Annotated in this window: 19 protein-coding genes and 1 pseudogene; 8 read left to right on the forward strand and 12 right to left on the reverse strand. The window is 67.3% G+C overall.

What is annotated here, in order from left to right:
- Positions 1 to 48: 48 nt before the first annotated feature.
- A complete protein-coding gene (gene cobT, locus WDM94_07085; protein MEJ0012386.1) occupies positions 49 to 1077 on the forward strand; it encodes a nicotinate-nucleotide--dimethylbenzimidazole phosphoribosyltransferase in 1029 nt (342 codons plus the stop codon).
- Here the strand turns inward: cobT and WDM94_07090 are convergent.
- Positions 1074 to 2609, reverse strand: coding sequence for an ATP-binding protein (locus WDM94_07090; protein MEJ0012387.1), 1536 nt, complete (start codon positions 2607 to 2609; stop codon positions 1074 to 1076). The two genes, cobT and WDM94_07090, sit on opposite strands and share 4 nt — an antisense overlap.
- Positions 2610 to 2778: 169 nt before the next feature.
- Here WDM94_07090 and WDM94_07095 point away from each other — a divergent pair, with 169 nt between their 5' ends.
- The gene (locus WDM94_07095; protein ID MEJ0012388.1) at positions 2779 to 3276 is read left to right on the forward strand and encodes an Lrp/AsnC family transcriptional regulator; all 498 of its coding nucleotides are present in this window, start codon (positions 2779 to 2781) and stop codon (positions 3274 to 3276) included.
- Here the strand turns inward: WDM94_07095 and WDM94_07100 are convergent.
- Complete coding sequence (locus WDM94_07100) at positions 3273 to 3971, reverse strand: DNA alkylation repair protein (GenBank protein MEJ0012389.1); 699 nt, start codon at positions 3969 to 3971, stop codon at positions 3273 to 3275. The two genes, WDM94_07095 and WDM94_07100, sit on opposite strands and share 4 nt — an antisense overlap.
- A gap of 85 nt (positions 3972 to 4056) precedes the next feature.
- On the opposite strand from WDM94_07100, the gene WDM94_07105 reads away from it, so the two are divergent.
- Complete coding sequence (locus tag WDM94_07105; protein MEJ0012390.1) at positions 4057 to 5016, forward strand: hypothetical protein; 960 nt, start codon at positions 4057 to 4059, stop codon at positions 5014 to 5016.
- 5 nt (positions 5017 to 5021) lie between these two features.
- Here the strand turns inward: WDM94_07105 and WDM94_07110 are convergent.
- The 5 genes and pseudogenes from WDM94_07110 to WDM94_07130 all read right to left on the reverse strand — a co-directional run bounded on the left by WDM94_07110 (position 5022) and on the right by WDM94_07130 (position 9236).
- Positions 5022 to 5900, reverse strand: a pseudogene (locus tag WDM94_07110) (NAD(P)-dependent oxidoreductase).
- Positions 5901 to 5942: 42 nt separating this feature from the next.
- A complete protein-coding gene (locus tag WDM94_07115) occupies positions 5943 to 6770 on the reverse strand; it encodes an ABC transporter permease (protein ID MEJ0012391.1) in 828 nt (275 codons plus the stop codon).
- Positions 6767 to 7486 (reverse strand): ABC transporter permease, encoded by a 720-nt coding sequence (locus tag WDM94_07120; protein MEJ0012392.1) that lies wholly within the window; start codon positions 7484 to 7486, stop codon positions 6767 to 6769. Before WDM94_07120 ends, WDM94_07115 begins: the two co-directional genes overlap by 4 nt.
- A 79-nt stretch (positions 7487 to 7565) precedes the next feature.
- Positions 7566 to 8348 carry a transporter substrate-binding domain-containing protein gene (locus tag WDM94_07125; protein MEJ0012393.1) on the reverse strand — a complete coding sequence of 261 codons (783 nt, stop codon included), beginning with the start codon at positions 8346 to 8348 and terminating at the stop codon, positions 7566 to 7568.
- 387 nt (positions 8349 to 8735) lie between these two features.
- A complete protein-coding gene (locus tag WDM94_07130) occupies positions 8736 to 9236 on the reverse strand; it encodes a TspO/MBR family protein (GenBank protein MEJ0012394.1) in 501 nt (166 codons plus the stop codon).
- A 75-nt stretch (positions 9237 to 9311) separates the two neighbouring features.
- On the opposite strand from WDM94_07130, the gene WDM94_07135 reads away from it, so the two are divergent.
- Positions 9312 to 10475 (forward strand): Mrp/NBP35 family ATP-binding protein, encoded by a 1164-nt coding sequence (locus WDM94_07135; GenBank protein MEJ0012395.1) that lies wholly within the window; start codon positions 9312 to 9314, stop codon positions 10473 to 10475.
- Between the two features lie 6 nt (positions 10476 to 10481).
- Positions 10482 to 11081, forward strand: a complete 600-nt coding sequence (locus tag WDM94_07140; protein ID MEJ0012396.1) for a carbonic anhydrase — start codon at positions 10482 to 10484, stop codon at positions 11079 to 11081.
- Here WDM94_07140 and WDM94_07145 read toward each other — a convergent pair.
- Positions 11078 to 11740, reverse strand: a complete 663-nt coding sequence (locus WDM94_07145) for a Fe2+-dependent dioxygenase (protein MEJ0012397.1) — start codon at positions 11738 to 11740, stop codon at positions 11078 to 11080. The two genes, WDM94_07140 and WDM94_07145, sit on opposite strands and share 4 nt — an antisense overlap.
- A gap of 180 nt (positions 11741 to 11920) precedes the next feature.
- Here WDM94_07145 and WDM94_07150 point away from each other — a divergent pair, with 180 nt between their 5' ends.
- Entirely contained in the window at positions 11921 to 13222 is a 1302-nt protein-coding gene (locus WDM94_07150) for an imelysin family protein (protein MEJ0012398.1), read from the forward strand.
- Between the two features lie 12 nt (positions 13223 to 13234).
- The gene (locus tag WDM94_07155) at positions 13235 to 14635 is read left to right on the forward strand and encodes a di-heme oxidoredictase family protein (protein ID MEJ0012399.1); all 1401 of its coding nucleotides are present in this window, start codon (positions 13235 to 13237) and stop codon (positions 14633 to 14635) included.
- Positions 14636 to 14644: 9 nt separating this feature from the next.
- On the opposite strand, the gene WDM94_07160 is transcribed toward WDM94_07155, so the two are convergent.
- On the reverse strand, positions 14645 to 15553 hold the full coding sequence (locus WDM94_07160; GenBank protein ID MEJ0012400.1) for a DMT family transporter: 909 nt from the start codon (positions 15551 to 15553) through the stop codon (positions 14645 to 14647).
- A gap of 134 nt (positions 15554 to 15687) precedes the next feature.
- Positions 15688 to 17139, reverse strand: a complete 1452-nt coding sequence (locus tag WDM94_07165; GenBank protein MEJ0012401.1) for a peptidoglycan-binding protein — start codon at positions 17137 to 17139, stop codon at positions 15688 to 15690.
- Positions 17140 to 17253: 114 nt separating this feature from the next.
- Here WDM94_07165 and WDM94_07170 point away from each other — a divergent pair, with 114 nt between their 5' ends.
- Positions 17254 to 17616 (forward strand): DUF971 domain-containing protein, encoded by a 363-nt coding sequence (locus tag WDM94_07170; GenBank protein MEJ0012402.1) that lies wholly within the window; start codon positions 17254 to 17256, stop codon positions 17614 to 17616.
- Positions 17617 to 17801: 185 nt separating this feature from the next.
- On the opposite strand, the gene WDM94_07175 is transcribed toward WDM94_07170, so the two are convergent.
- Both WDM94_07175 and WDM94_07180 read right to left on the reverse strand, forming a co-directional pair.
- Positions 17802 to 18848, reverse strand: coding sequence for a Gfo/Idh/MocA family oxidoreductase (locus tag WDM94_07175; protein MEJ0012403.1), 1047 nt, complete (start codon positions 18846 to 18848; stop codon positions 17802 to 17804).
- A gap of 4 nt (positions 18849 to 18852) precedes the next feature.
- Positions 18853 to 19626 (reverse strand): ThuA domain-containing protein, encoded by a 774-nt coding sequence (locus WDM94_07180; protein ID MEJ0012404.1) that lies wholly within the window; start codon positions 19624 to 19626, stop codon positions 18853 to 18855.
- Between the last annotated feature and the right edge of the window lie 110 nt (positions 19627 to 19736).

Raw genomic sequence — 19736 nt, forward strand, 5'->3', positions numbered from 1 at the left:
GTTATAGAACCTCGGCGCCTCCCTTCAAAGAATCCGTGGGATTCGCCGGTGGTCGCCCCTTCCTCTGGCCTGCCTTTCGATGATTTCCGCGCCCTTGTCCGCGCCATGCCCGGCCCCAGCGAAGCCGCCGTGGCGGCGGTCCGCGCCCGCGATTCGGTGCTGACCAAGCCGGCCGGCTCGCTCGGCCGCCTCGAGCAGATCGTCGAGTGGCTGGCCGCCTGGCAGGGCAAGGCGCCGCCCTCGGTCCAGCGGCCGCTGGTCGCGGTCTTCGCCGGCAATCATGGCGTGACGGCAGAGGGCGTCTCGGCTTTCCCCGCGGCGGTGACGCAGCAGATGGTCGAGAATTTCGCCGCCGGCGGCGCGGCGATCAACCAGATCTGCCTCGCCTTCGACCTGTCGCTGAAGGTTTACGACCTCGCGCTCGACATCCCGACCGGCAACATCGCGCGCGACGCCGCGCTCGACGAGGCCGCCTGCGCCGCGACCATGGCCTTCGGCATGGAGTCGATCGCCGGCGGGATCGATCTCCTGTGCATCGGCGAGATGGGCATCGGCAACACCACGGTCGCCGCCGCGATCTTCGCCGCGCTGTTCGGCGGCACCGGCGCCGATTGGGTCGGCCGCGGCACCGGCGTCGACGACGCGGGTCTGGCGCGCAAGCGCGACGCCGTCGATGCCGCGCTGGCGACCCACGCCCGCCACCTCGCCGATCCGCTCGAGGTGCTGCGCCGCGTCGGCGGCCGCGAGATCGCGGCGATGACCGGCGCCATCCTCGCCGCACGCATGAATCATGTGCCGGTGATCGTCGATGGCTACGTCGCGACGTCCGCCGCGGCGGTGCTCTACGCGATGGACAAGACCGCGCTCGACCATTGCCTGTTCGGCCACGTGTCGGCCGAGCCCGGTCACCGCAAGGCGCTGGCGCGGATGGAAAAGACACCGCTGCTCGATCTCGGCATGCGCCTGGGAGAGGGGACGGGCGCGGCGCTCGCCGCCGGCATCGTCAAGGCCGCTGTCGGCATGCACACCGGCATGGCGACGTTCGCCCAGGCCGGCGTCGCGACGAAGGAAGGCTAGCCCGTCCGCAGCCAGCCGCGGCGCGGCGGGTCGCGGTCGATCGGCGGCAGCGCCTCCATGACGCGCGACTGCGGGAAGGTGGCGATCACCTCCGTGCCCTGCCGCAGTTTCGATTTCAGCTCGAAGCTGCCGTCGTGCATCTGCATCAGCGCCTGCACGATGGGCAGGCCGAGCCCGGCGCCCCGCTCGGCGCTCTTGATCGCGATCGAGCCCTGGCCGAAGGCCGACAGCACGATCGGAATCTCTTCCTCCGGAATGCCGGGACCGTTGTCGCGGATCGACAGGAACTGGCCGCCATCGGGGGCCCAGCCGACCTTGATCGCGATCTCGCCGCCGCTCGGCGTGAACTTCACGGCGTTGGAAATGAGGTTGAGCGCGATCTGCCGCACCGCGCGCTCGTCCGCCCACAGGCGGGGCAGGGTGCGGACGTAGTCTTCGGTGACCGTGATGTTCTTGGCCTTGGCCTTGAGCTGCATCAGGTGGTGGCATTCCTCGACGACGTAGACGAGGTTGACCGGCTCCTCATGCAGCTCGTAGCGGCCGGCCTCGATGCGCGACAGGTCGAGGATCTCGTTGATCAGGTTCAGCAGGTGCTGCCCGGACGTGTGGATGTCGCCGACGTAGTCCTTGTAGTTGGCGTTGCCGATCGGCCCCAGCACCTCGCCCTTGATGATTTCCGAGAAGCCGAGGATGGCGTTGAGCGGCGTGCGCAGCTCGTGGCTCATGGTGGCGAGGAAGCGCGACTTGGCGAGGTTGGCCTCCTCGGCACGGCGGCGCGACTCGTCGGAGATGGATTTCGCCGTGCCGAGCTCGGCGATCAGCAGATCCTTCTCGGCGCGATATTCCAGCATCGCCTGCGTCGCCGAATTGAGGCGTGAGGCGAGGATGAGGAAGAAGAACTGCGCCGCGATGCCCATGATCGCCAGCGCCGGGAACAGGATGCCGCCGCGGCTGACGAACAGGATCGCGACCACGAGCGTCACCGGCACCGTGCCGGCGGTGGCCGCGGGCAGCAGCGTCGAGGCGAGCGAGGTGATGACCGAGACGAAGATCAGCAGCGTCGCGAACTGGAAAACTTCGAGGCCCGCGACCAGGCCTGTGGTGCGCGGCAGCAGTACCATCAGTCCGGCCCAGACGACGCCGCCCAGGCACTCCGCCGCGATGAACTGGCGCCGCCAGAGCCGCATCGAAATTTCGGCGGAGGGGATGCTCATGAATTGCCGGCAGAGCGCGATGATGCCGATGTGCGAAGCGAGCGCCACCGCGGTCCAGAACGCAGCGGTCGGCAGGTCGATCCACAGCATCGAGGCGGCGGCGACGATCACGATCAGCAGCGGCACGGCGTATGCGGCGCTGATCCGATTGCGCGCGTAGGTCAGCGTCAGCTCGTATTCGAACTCCGGCCGGATGTCTGAGCCGGACGTCAGCCGCTCGCGCGTCTCGCGCACCGTGCGGATCACCGAGCGGCGGCGCTCGGCGCGCTCGCGGCTGGCGGCGGTCTTGTCGCTCTCGGCAGGGGCGGCGGAAATCATTGTCCGACCTTGGCCGGTCCACGGTTAATTTCGTCCTGCCATGCCGCGCACGGCGTCACATTGACTTTCGGAGAAAATATTTCTACAAGCGCGGCGAAATGGCCGCAGATTGGACGGCAAATCCGCATTTGCGCCCATTCTGAAATCAGATTGCCCGAGGAGCCGAAAGATGGTCGATCGCCTGGACCGCAAGATCCTGCAGATTCTGCAGGAGGATGCGACCGTTCCCGTGGCCGAGATCGGCCGCCGCGTCGGCCTGTCGACCACGCCGTGCTGGCGCCGCATCCAGAAGCTCGAGGAAGACGGCGTCATCGTCGGCCGCGTCGCGCTGCTCGATCCGCGCAAGGTCAACACGCGCGTGACGGCGTTTGTCGCGGTCACCACCAATCAGCACAACGAGGAATGGCTGAAGCGTTTTGCCGAGGTCATCCAGGAACTCCCCGAGGTCGTCGAGTTCTACCGCATGGCCGGGCAGGTGGATTACCTGCTGCGCGTCGTGGTGCCCGACATCGAGGCGTACGACGCCTTCTACAAGCGGCTGATCGCCCGCATCGACATTTCCGATGTCTCCACGACCTTCGCCATGGAGCAGATCAAGTACACCACCGCGGTGCCGCTGAACTACATCGTGGTCGAGAAGGAAAAGGCGAAGGCGCCGGCCGCCTAGCCGCCGCGCTTTGCGATCCGCGACAACTGCGCCGGGGCGGTCAATTCCCGGACGGCGTCCTTGCCGATCCAGCGCCGGGTCTTGTCCTCCGATGCTGCGAGTTTCTCGGCCAGCGCCAGCGCCCGGCGGTGCAATCCCGGCGACCGCTTGCCGATCTGGCGGAGCGCCCAGTTCACCGCCTTGCGGACGAAGTTGCGCTCGTCGTCGGCGTACTGCTCGATCAGCGCCAGGAACGGGGCGAACTCCGCGTCCGGCGCCTTCTTCGCGCTGACCGCATAGCCGGCGATCGTCGCGAACGCCGCCCGGCGGACAAACTCGCGCTTGTCCTTCGCCCACTTCGCCGCCTTCGCCGCGACGTAGGGCGTCCGCGCAAACAGCTTCATGCAGGCCTGGTCGCAGAGGTCCCACGAATTGAAGTCGCCGACCCACGAGTCCATCTGCTTCGGCGTCACCAGCTTGGGATCGTCGATCAGCGCCGCAAGGATCCGCGCCTCGTGGATGCCGGAGGCCCAGAGCGCGACGGCCAGCGCGTGATCGCGACGATATTTGCGTTGCAGCGGCCGCTGCGCCGCCATCGACACGCCGAGCGCGCTCGCGACGTTGATGCCGAAACGCGCCATGCCGGCGCGGCCGGACTCGGAGCCCAGGGCTCGCAGCTCCCGCAGCACAGTCTCGGCTGCATCAACCGTCGGCATTTGCTGTGACCGCCTTCACCCGCATAAGCTGGCGGGGAGCGATGCCGCCAAGTGTATCCCGCGCCGGTTCTGTATATCCGAAGCCATGCTGCCGCCGATAACCTACAACGAACTCCACGAGAGACAGCGACGCGCGATCGTCGATTTCGCGCGTCAGCCCCGCGACCACAGCGGCCGCGGCATCGTCACCAGCGTCTTCGATCCTCATATCGCGTCCGCCTGGGTGATGCTTTCCGAACTGGCGCGGCTGAAGGTCGACCTGCCGGTCGAGGCATTCCACCACGCCGACGAACTGTCGCCGCGTCATGCCGAGCTCCTGAAGACCCTGGATATCGACCTGCGCCTCCGTCTGATGACGGAGCCGGCCCGCGGCGTGACGATCAAGCCCGTGGCAATCCGGCGGAGCAGCTTTCAGGAGGTGATGTGGATCGACTGCGACAGTTTCCCGCTGCGCGATCCCGCGTTTCTGTTCGAAGACCCCGAATACGTCGCCAAGGGCTCCATGTTCTGGCGCGACGTTGCCGGCGTCGATCGTTCGACGATCTGGTATCCGCTGTCGCCGGTATGGCCGCTGTTCAACGTCGCGCCGAACGACGCGGAGGAATTCGAGACCGGGCAACTCCTGCTCAACAAGGACAAGTGCTGGGCGGAGCTCGGCCTGACGTTGCACTTCAACGCCGACCAGAAGACCTACGCGGCCATCGTCGTCGGCGACAAGGATATGTTCCGCCTCGCCTGGCAGAACCTGGCGCAGGTCAGGAAGAAGTCGCCGCCGCAGGAGGGCTACCTGGTCGATTCCGCCATGGTCCCCTACGGCTTCATGCCCTACGGCCCGTTCCACATGGGCCGCCCCAACTTGGGCCATCGCTGGGGCGGCGGCACGGTCATGGTCCAGCGCGACCGCCAGGGCGCGCCGCTATTCGTTCATCGCAATCTCGATAAATTCAAGCTGAACGGCGACAATCCGTTCAATGCCGACGTGCCGAATGAGGCGATCTATCATGAGCACGTCGCGCGCCTGCGCGAGCTGCTGAAGCAGCCCTAGCGCCGCTACTTCCGCTCCAGCCGCGCGATCAGGCTTGAGGTGTCCCACCGGTTGCCGCCCAGCGCCTGCACCTCGGCATAGAACTGATCGACCAGCGCACTGAGCGGCAGCTTGGCGCCGTTGGTGCGCGCCTCTGCGAGCGCGATGGAGAGATCCTTGCGCATCCAGTCGACGGCAAAGCCGAAGTCGAACTTGCCGGCGTCCATCGTCTTGTAGCGGTTCTCCATCTGCCAGGATTGCGCGGCGCCCTTCGAGACGACGCTGACCACCTTCTCGACGTCGAGGCCGGCGCGCTTGGCGAAATGGATGCCCTCGGCCAGGCCCTGCACGACGCCGGCGATGCAGATCTGGTTGACCATCTTGGTGAGTTGCCCGGCGCCCACCGGCCCCATGAGGCCGACCATTTTGGCGTAGGAATCGATCACCGGCTTGGCCTTGCCGAAGGTCGCCTCGTCGCCGCCGACCATGACGCTGAGCTGACCGTTCTCCGCCCCGGCCTGGCCGCCCGACACCGGCGCATCGAGGAAGCCGACGCCCTTCGCCGATGCCGCCGCCGCGATCTCGCGCGCCACCGTCGCCGACGCCGTCGTGTTGTCGATCAGGATCGCGCCGGCGCTCGTGCCGGCCAGCGCGCCATCGCTGCCGAAGACGACCGAGCGCAAGTCGTCGTCATTGCCGACGCAACTGAACACGAACTCCGCGCCGGTCGCCGCCGCCCTGGGCGTCGGCGCCGATTTGCCGCCGTGCTTGGCGACCCACGCCTCGGCCTTGGCGGCGCTGCGGTTGTAGACGGTGAGGTCGTGCCCGCCGCGCTTGGCGAGATGGCCGGCCATGGGGAAACCCATGACGCCGAGGCCGAGAAAAGCGACTTTTGCCATGACGAGGCAACCCTTCTGCTTTGCGTTTTTGAACCGCCGGCGGTTGGACTACCGCGGCGCCTGCCGGAGATGGAGGTGGCGCGTTATACGCCGCTCGACGGCGTTGACGATGCGGCTGAAGACTTCGACCGCGACCAGATAGATCGCCGCCGCCCAGAAATAGAAGGACAGGTCGTACGTCTTGGAGAAGACGAAGCGCGTCTGGCCCATCAGGTCGAGCACCGTGATGATCGAGGCCAGCGACGACGCCTTGGTGAGCAGGATCACTTCGTTGCCGTAGGGCCTGAGCGCGCTGATGAAGGCCTGCGGCAGCACCACCTTGCGCAGTTCCGCGACCATGTGGAAGCCCAGCGCCCGCGCCGCCTCGCGCTGGCCCGGCGGCACGTTGCGGATCGCGCCGGAAAGAATCTCCGCCTGGTAGGCGGCGGTGTTGAGTGCGAACGACAGGACGGCGCAGTTGAACGAGTCGCGGAAGAACCACCACAGGCCGATCGAGCGGAGCTGCGGCGAGAACTGCCCGGCGCCGTAGTAGATCAGGAACACCTGCGCGATCAGCGGCGTGCCGCGGAAGAAATAGGTGTAGCCGAAGGCGAGCGCGCCGACGAACCGGTTGTTCGAAAGCCGCCCGAAGGCGACCGGCAGCGACAGGATGGCGCCGAAGAACAGCGACACGCCGACGAGTTTCAGCGTCACGCCAAAGCCCTGCAGCACGCGGCCGCCGTAGGTGCCCAGCCTTGCGCTGTCGATGCTGTCGAGGAGCGCCAGCAGGATCGCCGCGATGATCACCAGCCACACCGCGATCATGACGACGCCGGTCGTCGTGATGTTGTCGAAGCGGCCGGGCCGCGGCGGCGCGCTGCTGATCGCGAGCGTCATCGCCGCGCCCCCCGCGCCGCCCCCCGTGCCGCCCACGTATCGATCCGCTGGATGCCGACCGACGAGATCAGCGAGAAGCAGAGATAGATGAGGCAGGCGACGAGATAGAAGAAGAATGGCTGCTTGGTCGAGCTGACGGCGACTTGCGTCTGGCGCAGGAGATCGTTGAGCGTGATCACCGACACCAGCGCCGTGTCCTTCATCAGCGACAGCCAGAGATTGGAGAGGCCGGGCAGCGCCAGGCGGATCAGTTGCGGCAGGATGATCAGGCGGAGCGTCTGCCAGCGCCGGAGCCCCATCGCATCGGCCGCCTCGTACTGGCCGTGCGGGATGGCGCGGAAGGCGGAGAGGAACACCTCGCTGACATAGCTCGCCAGCACGAAGCCCAGCGCGATCATGCCGGCAACGAACGGGCTGAAGTTGAAATCGACCCCGAACGTCGCGTGGCTGATCGCCGAGAAGGCGAACTGCGCGCCGTAGTAGACGACGAACAGCGTCAAGAGGTCGGGCATGCTGCGGAAGAGGGTGGTGTAGATCTGCGCCGAAAGGCGGACGAGCGGGTCGCGCGACTGCTTGGCGAGCGCGATGAAGAAGCCGGCGATCAGCCCGCCGGGCAGCGTCGCCAGCGACAGGGCGATGGTTACCGCCGCGCCCGCGGCGAGTTCGTCGCCCCATCCGGTGGGGCCCCAGGCGAGAAGGGCGATCAGGTTCTGCAAGTCGTCGCGCTCGGCCGCAAAAACGAGTGCGGCGCGACCATGCCGGCCGCGCCGCTCCTCAAAACACTACGCCGAAGTCCTAGCCGCCGTAAGCATCGAACTTGAAGTACTTGTCGTTGATTTCCTTGTACTTGCCGTTGGCGCGGATCGCGGCGAGGCCCTTGTTGAACAGGTCCTTGAGGTCCGTGTCTTCCTTGCGGATGCCGATGCCGGCGCCGGCACCGTGAATGGCGGGGTCGGGCTTGATGGTGCCGAGCAGCTTGCAGCAATCGCCGTCCGGCGATGCCAGCCAGTCCGACAGCACGATGATGTCGTCCATGGCCGAGTCGATGCGGCCCGCCGCGAGGTCGAGCTTATAGTCGTCGGAGGTCTTGTAATATTTGACCTCGGCGCCGGTGTAGACCTTCTCGGCGTAGGCGGCGTGGGTGGTCGACGACTGCACGCCGATCGTCTTGCCGGCGAAGGCGGCCGGATCGACGCTCGCGATGGTGCTGTCCTTCGGCACGGCGATCGCCGGCGGCGTGTTGTAGACCTTGTCGGTGAAGTCGATGGACTGCAGCCGCTCCGGCGTGATCGACATCGACGAGAGGATCGCGTCGATCTTGTTCGAGGTCAGCGCCGGGATGATGCCGTCCCAGTCCTGGTTCTGGAACTCGCACTTCAGCTTCAGCTCGTCGCAGACCGCGTTGCCGATTTCGATGTCGAAGCCGACGATCTTGCCGGCCGCATCCTGCGATTCAAAAGGCGGGTAGGTCGCATCGGTGCCGATGCGGATTGTCTCTTTGGTCCAGTCCTTCGCCGTGGCGAGGCCGGTCGCCGCGAGGAGGGCGGCGGCGGCAATCAACAGACGGGGCAAGCGCATAGCGGTGCTCTTCTCCAAACGATGAGCGGCAACCTTGCGGGGTTCCGCAGGGTTTCGGCCGATATATCAATCGGATGCCGGCATTTTATTATAATTCCACCAAGCGGGCCGGCGGGCAATGGTGACGAATCGCACCGTTGCGTGAGGGTGAACGGGGCCGGGAAGGGCCAGTCCGGCTTCGGCGTTTGCGGAGAGACACCCCCTCCCCAAAACCGCGAAGGGCGGTTTTGGCCCTCCCGCAAGGGGAGGGCTCGGCTTGCTGCCCGACCCGGACTCCACTTGAACCCTCCCCTTGCGGGAGGGTCAAAACGCCGTAGGCGTTTTGGGGAGGGGTGTCTCATCCCCGCTGCGCGGCCGGATCGCGGGCTTTCGCCCGAGCGACGGCGGTCAGTTCAACGCATAGATCGCCGCATTGAGCACCGTGGCGAAGGCGACCCACAGCAGGTACGGCAATAGCAGCAGCGCACCCGTCCGCGAGATCGGCCAGAACGCGGCCACGGTCCACAGGATCGCGACGGCAAGCAGCGCGATGACCACCAGCCCTGCCAGCGGGCTGTGCGCCGCGAAGAACGCGAACGACCACGCGACGTTCAGCGCAAACTGCAGAAAGTACGGCGTGAGCGCCCGCGTCCCCGTCCGCGCCGGCGCCCGCCACGCCAGCCAGCCCGAAACCGCGATGAGGACATAGAGCGCGGTCCACACCAGCGGGAAAACCACGTTCGGCGGGTTGAACCACGGCTTCGCCAGCGCGGCGTACCAGGTCGGGATATTGGGCGTGGTGGCGAGCGAGCCGAGCCCGCCGGCGAGCGCGGCGAGCACCAGGAAGGCGCCGAGCGCCGCCCAATCCTGGCGGCGCGAGCGCGGATGATAGGTTGCCGTATTGGCCATATTGCTGATCGCGGGTTGACCGCGCGCCGCGCGCGGCTAGGTTCCGCCCGAGATTCTCCTCGAGGCTCCATATAGATGGCCGACATCGACAGGGAAGCCGTTCTGGCGCGGCTAAGTGGCATCCGCGGGCCGGACGACGACCGCGACATCGTCCGCCGCGGCATGGTGTCCGACATCGTCATCGCCAACGGCCGCGTCATGTTTTCGGTGACCGTCCCGGCCGAGCGCGCCGCCGCCTTCGAGCCCATGCGCGAAGCCGCCGAGACCGCCGTGAAGGCGATGCCCGGCGTCACCGGCGCCATGGTCGTGCTCACCGCCGAGAAGAAGGGCGGCGCCGGCGCTCCGGCTCCCCGCCCGGCCGCGCCGCCGCGGCCAGCGCCGCCGCAGCAGCCGGCGCACAGTCCCGCGCCGCAGCGTCAGGCGCGCCAGCCGGCAAAGGCCGAGGTGCCCGGCGTCGGCGCGATCATCGCGGTGGCGAGCGGCAAAGGTGGCGTCGGCAAATCTACGACCGCCGTCAATCTCGCGCTGGCGATGAAGGCGAACGGTCTGCGCGTCGGCATTCTCGACGCCGACATCTACGGCCCCTCGATGCCGCGCCTGCTCCATCTCACCGGCCGGCCGGAGGCGATCGGCGGCCGCACGCTGAAGCCGATGGAGGCGTACGGCATCCCGGTCATGTCGATGGGCTTCCTCGTCGAGGAGGACACGCCGATGATCTGGCGCGGGCCGATGGTCGTCTCGGCGCTGACCCAGATGCTGCGCGAAGTCGCGTGGGGGGATCTCGACGTGCTCGTCGTCGACATGCCGCCCGGCACCGGCGACGCGCAGTTGACCATGGCGCAGCAGGTGCCCTTAGCCGGCGTGGTGATTGTTTCGACGCCGCAGGATCTGGCGCTGATCGATGCGCGCAAGGGCCTGGCGATGTTCCGCCGCGTCGACGTGCCGGTGCTCGGCATCGTGGAGAACATGAGCTATTTCATCGCGCCCGATACCGGCAAACGCTACGACATCTTCGGCCACGGCGGCGCGAAGGCCGAGGCGGCGCGGCTGGAGGTTCCCTTCCTCGGCGAGGTGCCGCTGGTGATGGCGATCCGCGAGACGTCGGATGCCGGCACGCCGATCGTGGTGTCGGAACCGGACGGGCCGCACGCCAAGGTCTATCGCGAGATCGCGGCGAAGGCGTGGGAAGGTGTAAAGGCGAGCACGCGGCGGGCGGCGCCGCGGATCGTGGTGGAGTAGACGGCGATGCTCGATAACCTGAAAGCGAAGAACCGGGCGTGGGCGGCGCGCAAGATCTCCACCGACGCGGATTTCTTCAAGCGCCTCGAGCGCCAGCAGGCGCCGGAGTATCTCTGGATCGGCTGCTCGGACAGCCGTGTGCCGGCTAACGAAATCGTCGACCTTGACCCGGGCGAGCTGTTCGTCCACCGCAACGTCGCCAACCTCGCGCCGCCGCAGGACGCGAATTATCTCTCCGTCCTCCAGTTCGCCGTCGACGTCATCAAGGTCAAGCACATCATGGTCGTCGGCCACTACGGCTGTGGCGGTGTTGCTGCCGCGGTTGACGGCAAGCGTCGCGGCCTGGTCGATCACTGGCTGCACCCGATCCGCGAATGCGCCCACGACCACAAGGCCGAGCTCGACGCCATCCCCGAGATGCGCGTGCGCCTCGACCGGCTGTGCGAGCTGAACGTGAAGCGGCAGGTGCAAAACGTCGCGTCGGACGTGTTCGTGCAGGACGCATGGGCGCGCGGGCAGGAGCTCCACGTCCACGGCTGGGTCTATTCGCTGGCGACCGGCCTGATCAACGATCTCGACGTGACGGTGAACGGGCCGGAGGCCTAGTCCTCCGCCCACATGCGCAGCAAATTCGCGCTGGTCTTCGACAGCAGGTCGAACTCCGCCGTCTTGCCCTGCTTCTGGAACAGCGACTGCCGCGCCGTGTCGAGATCGAACAGCAGTTCGCGCCGCGACTGGTCGCGGATGAAGCTGCGGGCCCAGCCGACTGCGGCGAGGCGTGCGCCGCGCGTCACCTCGGCGACGTGGTGCAGCGTCGTCGAAGGATAGGCGACCAGCGATCCTGCCGGCAGCTTCACGTCCTCCTCGCCGGCCGACGTCTCGATGACCAGCGCGCCGCCGTCGTAGGTGTCGGGATCGGAGAGGAACAGCGTGAACGACACGTCGCTGCGGATGCCGTTCATCAGCGCGTCGTCCACATGACTGCCGTAGGCCATGCCCGGCTCGTAGCGCGACAGGACGAGCGGCGACAGCGACTTCGGCCGCGTCACCAGGCGGAAGAGGGGATGGTTGCCGATCTTCGCCGACAGCGTCTCGCGCAGCGACTGGACGATGACGTCGGCCGAGGCGGCCTGCAGGTTGTTCTTGACCAGCTTGGCGTGCCAGCCGGCGGTGGCGCGGCCATCGACGAAGGCGACCTTGCCGAGGGTCTCGCGCGCCGCGGTTGTCTCAGTAGCGTCAAGGACGTCGGCGATAACCGTGATCATCCCGTTCCGATCTTCGAGTTATTCCAGTGCCAGACTGCAGTTTGGAACTGTTCCATATGTAATTGATATATATAGCGAATTTGTCCTCGACGGTCTAGACAATCGCGGCCCGGTCTGCAATGCCTCCCAACCATCGTTGGAAGCATACCGCGATCGGGGATCGCGCTGCAGGAGGGTGATATGACGACACGACGCAAGACTTGGATCGGGGTTGGCCTGTTTGCCATCGCGGGCACCGCGCTGCCGGTAGCCGCCACGCTGGCATCCTCGTCGCCCGACGTTGCGACCGCCCGGCACAGTGCCGGTCCGCTGGCGCTCGATCCGACGCTGATGCTCGCCGCCGGCGGCGAGGAAGGCGGCGAGGGCGGCGGCGCCCCGGTAGAAAGCTACCTGCTGCCGAACAGCGACCCCGCCCAGTACACCTACGATGCGACGTCCGAGATCGCCGCCTACGCGGCCGGCGTCCACGCCAGCTACGCTGCCGCGAGCGACGGCGCCAAGACGCTCGCCACCGCGATCGCCGCGCTGCTCGACAAGCCGACCGTCGAAACATTGGCGGCGGCGCGCAAGGCGTGGACCGCGGCGCGGCCGTCGTATCTGGTCACCGAGGTCTACCGCTTCTACGACGGCCCGATCGAGGCGCGCGAGGGCGAGATCAACTCGTGGCCGATGAACGAAGCCTTCATCGACTACGTCGTCGGCAATCCCGACGCCGGCATCATCAACGACCCGAAGTCCGAGATTTCGCTGGTCAAGCTGATCCTCAACAACCAGGCGAGCGACGAGTCCGACGTGACGCTCGGCTGGCACGCCATCGAGTTCCTGCTCTGGGGCCAGGACCTCAGCGCCACCGGCCCCGGTGACCGCCCGGTCAGCGATTTCATCCCCGGCCAGGGCAACAACGATCGCCGCCGCACCTACCTCAAGGTCGTCACCGACCGTCTCGTCGCCGATATCGCCCAGGTCACCGAGGCGTGGGCGCCGGACGCCACCAACTACGCCACGACGTTCCTGGCATTGCCGCCGCGCGAGGCGATCGGGCGCATCCTGAACGGCCTCGCCATTCTTTCGGGTTCGGAACTGATGTCCGAGCGCATGGCGGTCGGTCTCGATTCCGGCGATCAGGAGGACGAGCACTCCTGCTTCTCCGACACGACCCACCAGGATTTCGTCTACGACGTGAAGGGTGTCGAGAACGTGTGGACCGGCAAGTATCCGGGCTACACCGGCCCGGGCGTGCGCGACCTCGTGGCCAAGGTTGACGCCGGCCTCGCCACAGAGATCGACGGCCTGCTCGCCGACACCACCGCCAAGATCGCCAAGCTCGGCGACCCGTGGGACCAGGTGTTGGCCGCTGCGCCGGACACGCAGGCGCGTAAGGACGCCGAAGCCGCGGTCGCCTCGCTGGGCGTGCTCGCCGACAGCTTCAAGCGCGCCGGCGAGAAGCTCGGCGTGCTGGTGCAGATCCCCACCGGGGGCTAGAACGGGAGCTCCATGCTCCGTGCGCTTTTCGTCGTCGTCGCCGCGATCCTCGCCGGTGCGTCCGCCCTTGTCCTGACCTCGGGCGGCGCGCTGACGGGCGCGGCCGACGTGCGCGCCGAGCTGATGGTGACACCGGTGACGCCCGATCTCGGCGGCGGCACCACCCGCGTCGTCGAGGGCAGCCAGGCCTTCACCTTCGTCGCGCCGAACTCGCCGGCCGAGCGCCAGCGCGTCTTCTCGTTCGGCAACCGCGTCTTCAACACCAAGTGGGCGGAGTATCCGGCCTCCGTCCAATCCTTCGACGGCCTCGGCCCCACCTTCAACCGCAACTCCTGCTCCGGCTGCCACACCTTTGACGGCCGCGGCCGGCCGCCGGAAAACGTCGGCGACCCGATGGACACGATGCTGGTCCGCCTGTCCGGCGCCGACGGCAAGCCCGATCCGCGCTACGGCGACCAGCTCAACGACCACGCCAACCTCCACGTCACGCCGGAGGGCAGGGCGATCATCGACTACACCGAGGTGCACGGCACCTATGGCGACGGCACGCCCTACACGCTGGCCGAGCCGCATCTGCGCTTCGCCGACCTCGCCTATGGCTCGCTCGACGGCGACCTGTTCTCCGCCCGCGTCGCGCCGCAGGTGATCGGCCTCGGTCTGCTTGAGGCGGTGCCGCAGGCGACGCTTGAGGCGCTCGCCGATCCCGACGACAGGGACGGCGACGGCATCTCCGGCCGGGTCAACCACCTCACCGACCACGACGGCAACCCGGCCGCCGGCCGCTTCGGCTGGAAGGCGAACGAGCCGTCGCTCCGCGAGCAGGCGGCGGGCGCCGCGCTGGGCGACATCGGCCTGACGACGTCGCTCGATCCGCGCGCCAACTGCCCGCCGGTGCAGACGACCTGCAGCGACGCGCCGGCGCAGGCCGATCCCGAACTCTCCGACTCGTTCCTCGACCGGATGGTGACCTACCTGCAGACGCTCGCCGTGCCGCGCGCCCGGCCGGTGGACGACGCCACGTTCCAGCAAGGCCTGCGCACCTTCACCGCGATGGGCTGCGCCGCCTGCCACATGCCGACGATGCAGACCGCGGCGGCGCCGCTGCCGGAGCTCGCCAACCAGACCTTCCACCCGTTCACCGATCTGCTGCTGCACGACATGGGCGAGGGCCTCGCCGACCATCGCCCCGACCACGAGGCGACCGGCACCGAATGGCGCACGCCGCCGCTCTGGGGCCTCGGCCTTGTGCCGGTGACCAACGGCCACGACCGCCTGCTGCACGACGGCCGCGCCCGCGGCTTCGCCGAGGCGATCCTCTGGCACGGCGGCGAGGCGGCGAAGGCACGCGAAGCCTTCCGCACGGCGCCGGCGGCGGATCGCGATGCGCTGGTGGCGTTCCTGAAGTCGCTGTAGCGAAGCCCCCTACAATCCTTCCCCCGCCGCCGCTTCCTCGAGCAGCCGCGCCCGGTTGCGCTCGCGCTGGAACGTATAGATCCCGGACGCCGCGATGATCGCCATGCCGGCGTAGACCGGCCAGTCGGGAATGTCGCCGAAGACGAAGAAGCCGAGGATGATCGCCCAGATAATGGCGAGGTAGCGGAACGGCGCCACCACCGAGATATCGCCGTGGCGCATGAAGGCGACCGACAGCAGGTAGCCGCCGATGAGGAACACGACCGACGCGCAGAGATAGCCGAACGCCCAGAGCGGCGGCATCACCCAGGCTTCGCCGATGGCGACCGCGTAGACCGGACCGCAGAGCCCGACCGACGCGCCGGTGACCCAGGCGACCAGCAGCGCGGGCAGGCCGCGCGGCATCACGCGGCCGCTGACGTCGCGGAGTGCGATCAGCAGCGCCGAGGCGACCGCCAGCAGGCTGTACACGTTGAAGCCTTCCACTCCGGGCCGCACGACGATCAGCACGCCGAGGAAGCCGACCGCGATCGCCGCCCAGCGCCGCGCCCCGACCATCTCGCCGAGGAACAGGGCGCCGGCGGCGGTGATCGCCAGCGGCACGATCTGCAGGATCGTGTTGAGGTTGGCGATCGGCATGTGCATCAGCGCCGCAAGGTAGGTGAACGCCGACGCCGCCTCGCCGACCGTGCGCCAGAACAGCGCCCGGCTGCGGATCATCGGCAATTGGCGCCAGACGCCGGTTGCGGCGACCATCGGCGCCAGCGCGATGGTGACGACGAGGCCGCGGATGGCGATGAATTCCCCGAGCGGTATCGCGCTGCCGATCAGCTTGATCAGCGTGTCGCTGAGCAGGAACGCGAGGTTGCACGCCGTGAGATACGCGATGCCGCGAAGGTTTTCGCTGAAGGTTGTCATGCTGGAGGGAGTCGCCGAAGTCACGAGGTGGGGCACGACCTATGCCACCGATCGCGACGCCGATCACGTCATAGCTTCTGGTAGGACCTTCCGGCAGCGTTCGCCCATTTTGGCACGCCCGGTCGCCGGCGTCGCTACTGCCCTGTAAGCGAAAGAAATTCTGGATATGTAAGCACGCCCGTGTCGGCGTCGCCTATCCGACGCTGATAGCCTTTCAGGGCCGCGGCCGTTCGACGACCGTAGACACCGTCGATCTTGCCCGGATCAAATCCGCGTTGCCGCAGCGCGGATTGCACCGCCCGCCAGTCCGAACGCGACAGACCGGCGAGCCCGGTCGTCGGAATGGTCGCGCGAGCGAGTCCGGCTTCAAGGAGACGAAGCCGGTCCTGAACGCTCTTGAGCCGCGCAGCCGCATCCTTGGCATCGAATTCGAGGCCGGGTGCAGCGGTCGTGGCGGCCTTCAGCGACGCCAGGCGGGCGCTCGCCTCCGTCACTTCTGCCTCGACTGCAGTGAGTTTCTCGGCGACCTTGCCGCTTGCCAGCATGCTGCCCAAGGCGTGCTGGTTCGCCGCATCAAGCGAGGCGACCGCCGCACTCGCAACCTCTCTTGCAGTCGATGCCGATAGCCTGGCCTGATCGGCGGAAGCCTGCGCGTCCTGCAAAAGGCCGTCGGTCTTGCTGAGATCGACTTCCGCCGATTTGGCACGCGCCACGAAATCAACCAGCCATTGGCCGTCGATTGCGCCCGCCGCCTGCTTCGTTGCCGCGACAGAGCTTGTGACCGCTGCGATGCCATCGTCGATCGTCTTGAGCTGCCCCATGTCCACCGTTTGACGAGCTTCAATTGCCGTGACCGCCGCGGTCACGGCGGCGTCGATCCTTTGTTGACCGGAACGATCTTTGGTAATGCTCTCGACGGCGGCGTTCAAAAGCTGCGTCGCGCGGTCCTGCGTCCTGTCCGCAGTATCCGCGATCGCCTTTTGTGCGTCGCGTGACGCTTTGCCGACGTCGACCACCTGACTTCCGATGACAAATCCGCCGCCGATGGCGAGCGCGGCCGCCACGATCAACGTGCCGGCGGCGATACGAAACGCCCACGACCCGTAGAACTTCTCGGTTAGAGAGCCAAACAGCGCGGCCTCAGTCGCCACGAATGTCGGGGAGCCAGGCTTGGCTTTGAAACTAGGAGGGCGCGGCGTATCGGCTGCAGAGAGAGTCGGCGGCTGCGGGGGAAGGGTCTCGAAGAACGTCGCGAAGCCAGGTGGGACATGCCGGGCGATGTTGTCCTGCACCAATCCGGCAATCGCGCGTAGCGAGCTGGCCACGTCGCCAACACCGCCGGTGTCGAGCATTGCGGCGATCTGTGGGTGGTACGTGCCGTTGTCTGCGAGACCGAGGCCCGCGAGAATCTCATCCAGGTAGCGGAGGCGGGCGCGGAACGCGCCGTTATTCGGCTTCGGCTTGCCCTTTTGGATCTCCGACGAGATTTCGCTGATAACGTGTTGCGCGACGTATAGGTTCTCAGCTCGCTCGAAGTCGGCGACTAAAACGCGCGCTCCCACTCGGCGGACGGCATACCGGAACATCTACCCCCCAACCGGCCTCCATGGAAATCATGCCACTACCAAGGGTTGTTTGCAAGATATGGACGTTATCGGGGTAGTGCCCTTCAGCGGGAACAAACGCGTGGGAATGCCAGAATGAATGAAATCCAGTCTCCGTGGCCGGTCGAAATCCGGCTGAAGAAGGACCGCCGCACGCTGGTCGTCGCCTTCGACGACGGCGCCGTCCACGACGTGCCGGCCGAGCTGCTGCGCGTCCTCTCGCCCTCGGCCGAGGTGCAGGGCCACAGCCCCGAGCAGCGCGTCACCGTCGGCGGCAAGCGCGACGTGACCATCGTCGCCGTCGATCCGATCGGCAACTACGCCGTGAAGCTGACCTTCGACGACGGCCACAGCACCGGCATCTTCACGTGGGGGTATCTGCGCAAGCTGGGCGACGAGCGCGAGGCGCTGATGGCGGCGTATGAGCGGGAGCTGGCGGGGAAGGGGATGTCGCGGTAACCGGCCCGCCCGCTCGACCCAAACTCCACTGTCATCCTTCGGCGACGCCGGAGGCGTCGACCGGAGGACCAGCCGCGACAATCGCTGTGCCGAAGCTGGTCCTCCGGTCGGCGCTGCGCGCCGCCGAAGGATGACAGTGGAGGGGAGGAGGGGCGAGAAGCAGGAACGGAGCGAACCGCGCCTCCTTACAGCCTCACCAGCCCCTTGCCCGACTCGCCCGCCTTGAGCAGCGCATCCAGCACCTTCTGGATGTCGGCGGCGCGGCGGAAGCTTGGGTCGCCGTTGACGCCGGAGGCGACGGCTTCGGCGAAGCGCTGGTAGGTCGTGGGCACCGGCGGGCACTTCACTGTCCGCCACGTCGCGGTGTCGATGTCGTCGCCGAGGCAGGCCAGGAGCGAGGAGTCCTTGCCGTCGGTGTGAACCTTCAGCGCGCCCTTGTCGCCGAACAGCGTGACGTCGAGGTCGTTGAGGTAGCCCGTGGCGAAGCGCGTCGCCTGGACGAAGCCCATGGCGCCGTTCTTCAGCTCCGCCGTCATGGCGAAGGAGTCGTTGGCGTCGAGCTTGTACTTGCCGATCTTGTCCTTGGGCGCCTTGTGGAAGGTGCGCACCATCGGCGCCATCGCCGCGATGTCGCTGCCGGCGGCGAAGGTCGCGAAGTCGATGATGTGGATGCCGACGTCGCCGACGACGCCCTTGGAGCCGTGCTCGGTCGACAGCCGCCAGAGCCAGCGATCCTCGCTCTTCCAGTCGCCCCACGCCTTCGACACCAGCCAGCTCTGCCGGTAGGACGCCTCGAAATGGCGCACCGTGCCGAGCTCGCCGTTGGTCGCCATCGCGCGCGCTTTGTGCACGGCGGGCGAGGCGCGGTAAGTCAGGTTGACCATGTTGATCAGCCCGGCCTTCTCGGCCGCGTCGGTCATCTTCTTGGCGAGCTTGTAGTCGGTGGCGAGCGGCTTCTCGCAGAACACGTTCTTGCCGGCGGCGATCAGCTTCATCGTCGTCGGGTAGTGGACGGCGTCCGGCGTCACGTTGGCGGCGGCGTCGAATTCGCCCCACTGGATGGCCGCGTCGAGATCGGAAAAGACGTTGGCGATCTTGTGCTCGGCGGCGAAGGCGGCGCGCCGCTCGGCGTTGGTCTCGACCGCGGCGACCAGCTTCACGCCTTTGATCTTCTTGAAGTTATTGGCGTGGGCAGCGGCCATTGAGCCGGTGCCGATGATGAGAAGCTTCATGGAACTAGCGCCCCTGGTGCTCGGCGGCGGAAAGCACCGGACCCTTCACGACGATCGGCTCGTGCGCCTTGATGTTCTTCTGTTCCCACTGGTCGGCGGCAAAGCGGTTCGGGTTGTAGGCCCACTTGACCGCGTTGCGCAGGACGGTCTGCACCTCGGGCTGGTGGTAGATCGGGTAGACCTCGTGGCCCGGCGAGAAATAGAAGATGTTACCGCCGCCGCGCTGGTAGGTGACGCCCGAGCGGAAGACGTTGCCGCCGTCGTACCAGGAGATGAACACCGTCTCCTTCGGCTCCGGAATCGAGAAGGGCTCGCCGTACATCTCGGTCTCCGGCACGACGAAGGACGGCGGCAGGCCGGCGGCGATCGGGTGCGTGCGGTTGACGACCCAGACGCGCTCCTTCTCGCCCGCCTCGCGCCACTGCAGCGCGCAGGGGGTGCCCATCAGCTTCTTGAACAGTTTCGAGAAATGGCCGGAGTGGAGGACGATGAGGCCCATGCCTTCCCAGACGCGCTCGCAGATGCGGTCGATCGCGGCGTCGGGCACCTGGTCGTGGGCGACGTGGCCCCACCAAGTGAGCACGTCGACGTCCTTCAGCTTCTCCGCCGACAGGCCGATGTCGATCTGGTCGAGCGTGACGGTGGTCGCCTTGATGTTCGGGTCGGCGTTCAGCGCATCGGCGATCGCCCCGTGCATGCCCTTCGGGTAAAGCCCGCCGACGACGGCGTTCTTGCGCTCGTGGACGTTCTCCCCGTAGACGACGGCGCGGATCGGCATGGCTCGAAACTCCCTCGGATTGGCATCGCTGTCGCCGGCGGGCGGCCTTCTGCGCCGCAGCAACGGCGGGCACATATACTAGAGCCGCCGCTGCCTTGCACGGCCCAAAA

Source organism: Bauldia sp. (assembly GCA_037200845.1).
Classification (GTDB): Bacteria; Pseudomonadota; Alphaproteobacteria; order Rhizobiales; family Kaistiaceae; genus DASZQY01.

Bases quoted from the DNA above. Each gene is read 5' to 3' on its own strand.
- WDM94_07095 (MEJ0012388.1), top strand. From the start codon at position 2,779: ATGGTCGATCGCCTGGACCGCAAGATCCTGCAGATTCTGCAGGAGGAT.
- WDM94_07105 (MEJ0012390.1), top strand. From the start codon at position 4,057: ATGCTGCCGCCGATAACCTACAACGAACTCCACGAGAGACAGCGACGC.
- WDM94_07160 (MEJ0012400.1), bottom strand. From the start codon at position 15,553: ATGACAACCTTCAGCGAAAACCTTCGCGGCATCGCGTATCTCACGGCG.
- WDM94_07140 (MEJ0012396.1), top strand. From the start codon at position 10,482: ATGCTCGATAACCTGAAAGCGAAGAACCGGGCGTGGGCGGCGCGCAAG.
- WDM94_07155 (MEJ0012399.1), top strand. From the start codon at position 13,235: ATGCTCCGTGCGCTTTTCGTCGTCGTCGCCGCGATCCTCGCCGGTGCG.
- WDM94_07170 (MEJ0012402.1), top strand. From the start codon at position 17,254: ATGAATGAAATCCAGTCTCCGTGGCCGGTCGAAATCCGGCTGAAGAAG.
- WDM94_07150 (MEJ0012398.1), top strand. From the start codon at position 11,921: ATGACGACACGACGCAAGACTTGGATCGGGGTTGGCCTGTTTGCCATC.
- WDM94_07090 (MEJ0012387.1), bottom strand. From the start codon at position 2,609: ATGATTTCCGCCGCCCCTGCCGAGAGCGACAAGACCGCCGCCAGCCGC.
- WDM94_07125 (MEJ0012393.1), bottom strand. From the start codon at position 8,348: ATGCGCTTGCCCCGTCTGTTGATTGCCGCCGCCGCCCTCCTCGCGGCG.
- WDM94_07135 (MEJ0012395.1), top strand. From the start codon at position 9,312: ATGGCCGACATCGACAGGGAAGCCGTTCTGGCGCGGCTAAGTGGCATC.
- WDM94_07180 (MEJ0012404.1), bottom strand. From the start codon at position 19,626: ATGCCGATCCGCGCCGTCGTCTACGGGGAGAACGTCCACGAGCGCAAG.
- WDM94_07100 (MEJ0012389.1), bottom strand. From the start codon at position 3,971: ATGCCGACGGTTGATGCAGCCGAGACTGTGCTGCGGGAGCTGCGAGCC.
- WDM94_07175 (MEJ0012403.1), bottom strand. From the start codon at position 18,848: ATGAAGCTTCTCATCATCGGCACCGGCTCAATGGCCGCTGCCCACGCC.
- WDM94_07115 (MEJ0012391.1), bottom strand. From the start codon at position 6,770: ATGACGCTCGCGATCAGCAGCGCGCCGCCGCGGCCCGGCCGCTTCGAC.
- WDM94_07145 (MEJ0012397.1), bottom strand. From the start codon at position 11,740: ATGATCACGGTTATCGCCGACGTCCTTGACGCTACTGAGACAACCGCG.
- WDM94_07165 (MEJ0012401.1), bottom strand. From the start codon at position 17,139: ATGTTCCGGTATGCCGTCCGCCGAGTGGGAGCGCGCGTTTTAGTCGCC.
- WDM94_07130 (MEJ0012394.1), bottom strand. From the start codon at position 9,236: ATGGCCAATACGGCAACCTATCATCCGCGCTCGCGCCGCCAGGATTGG.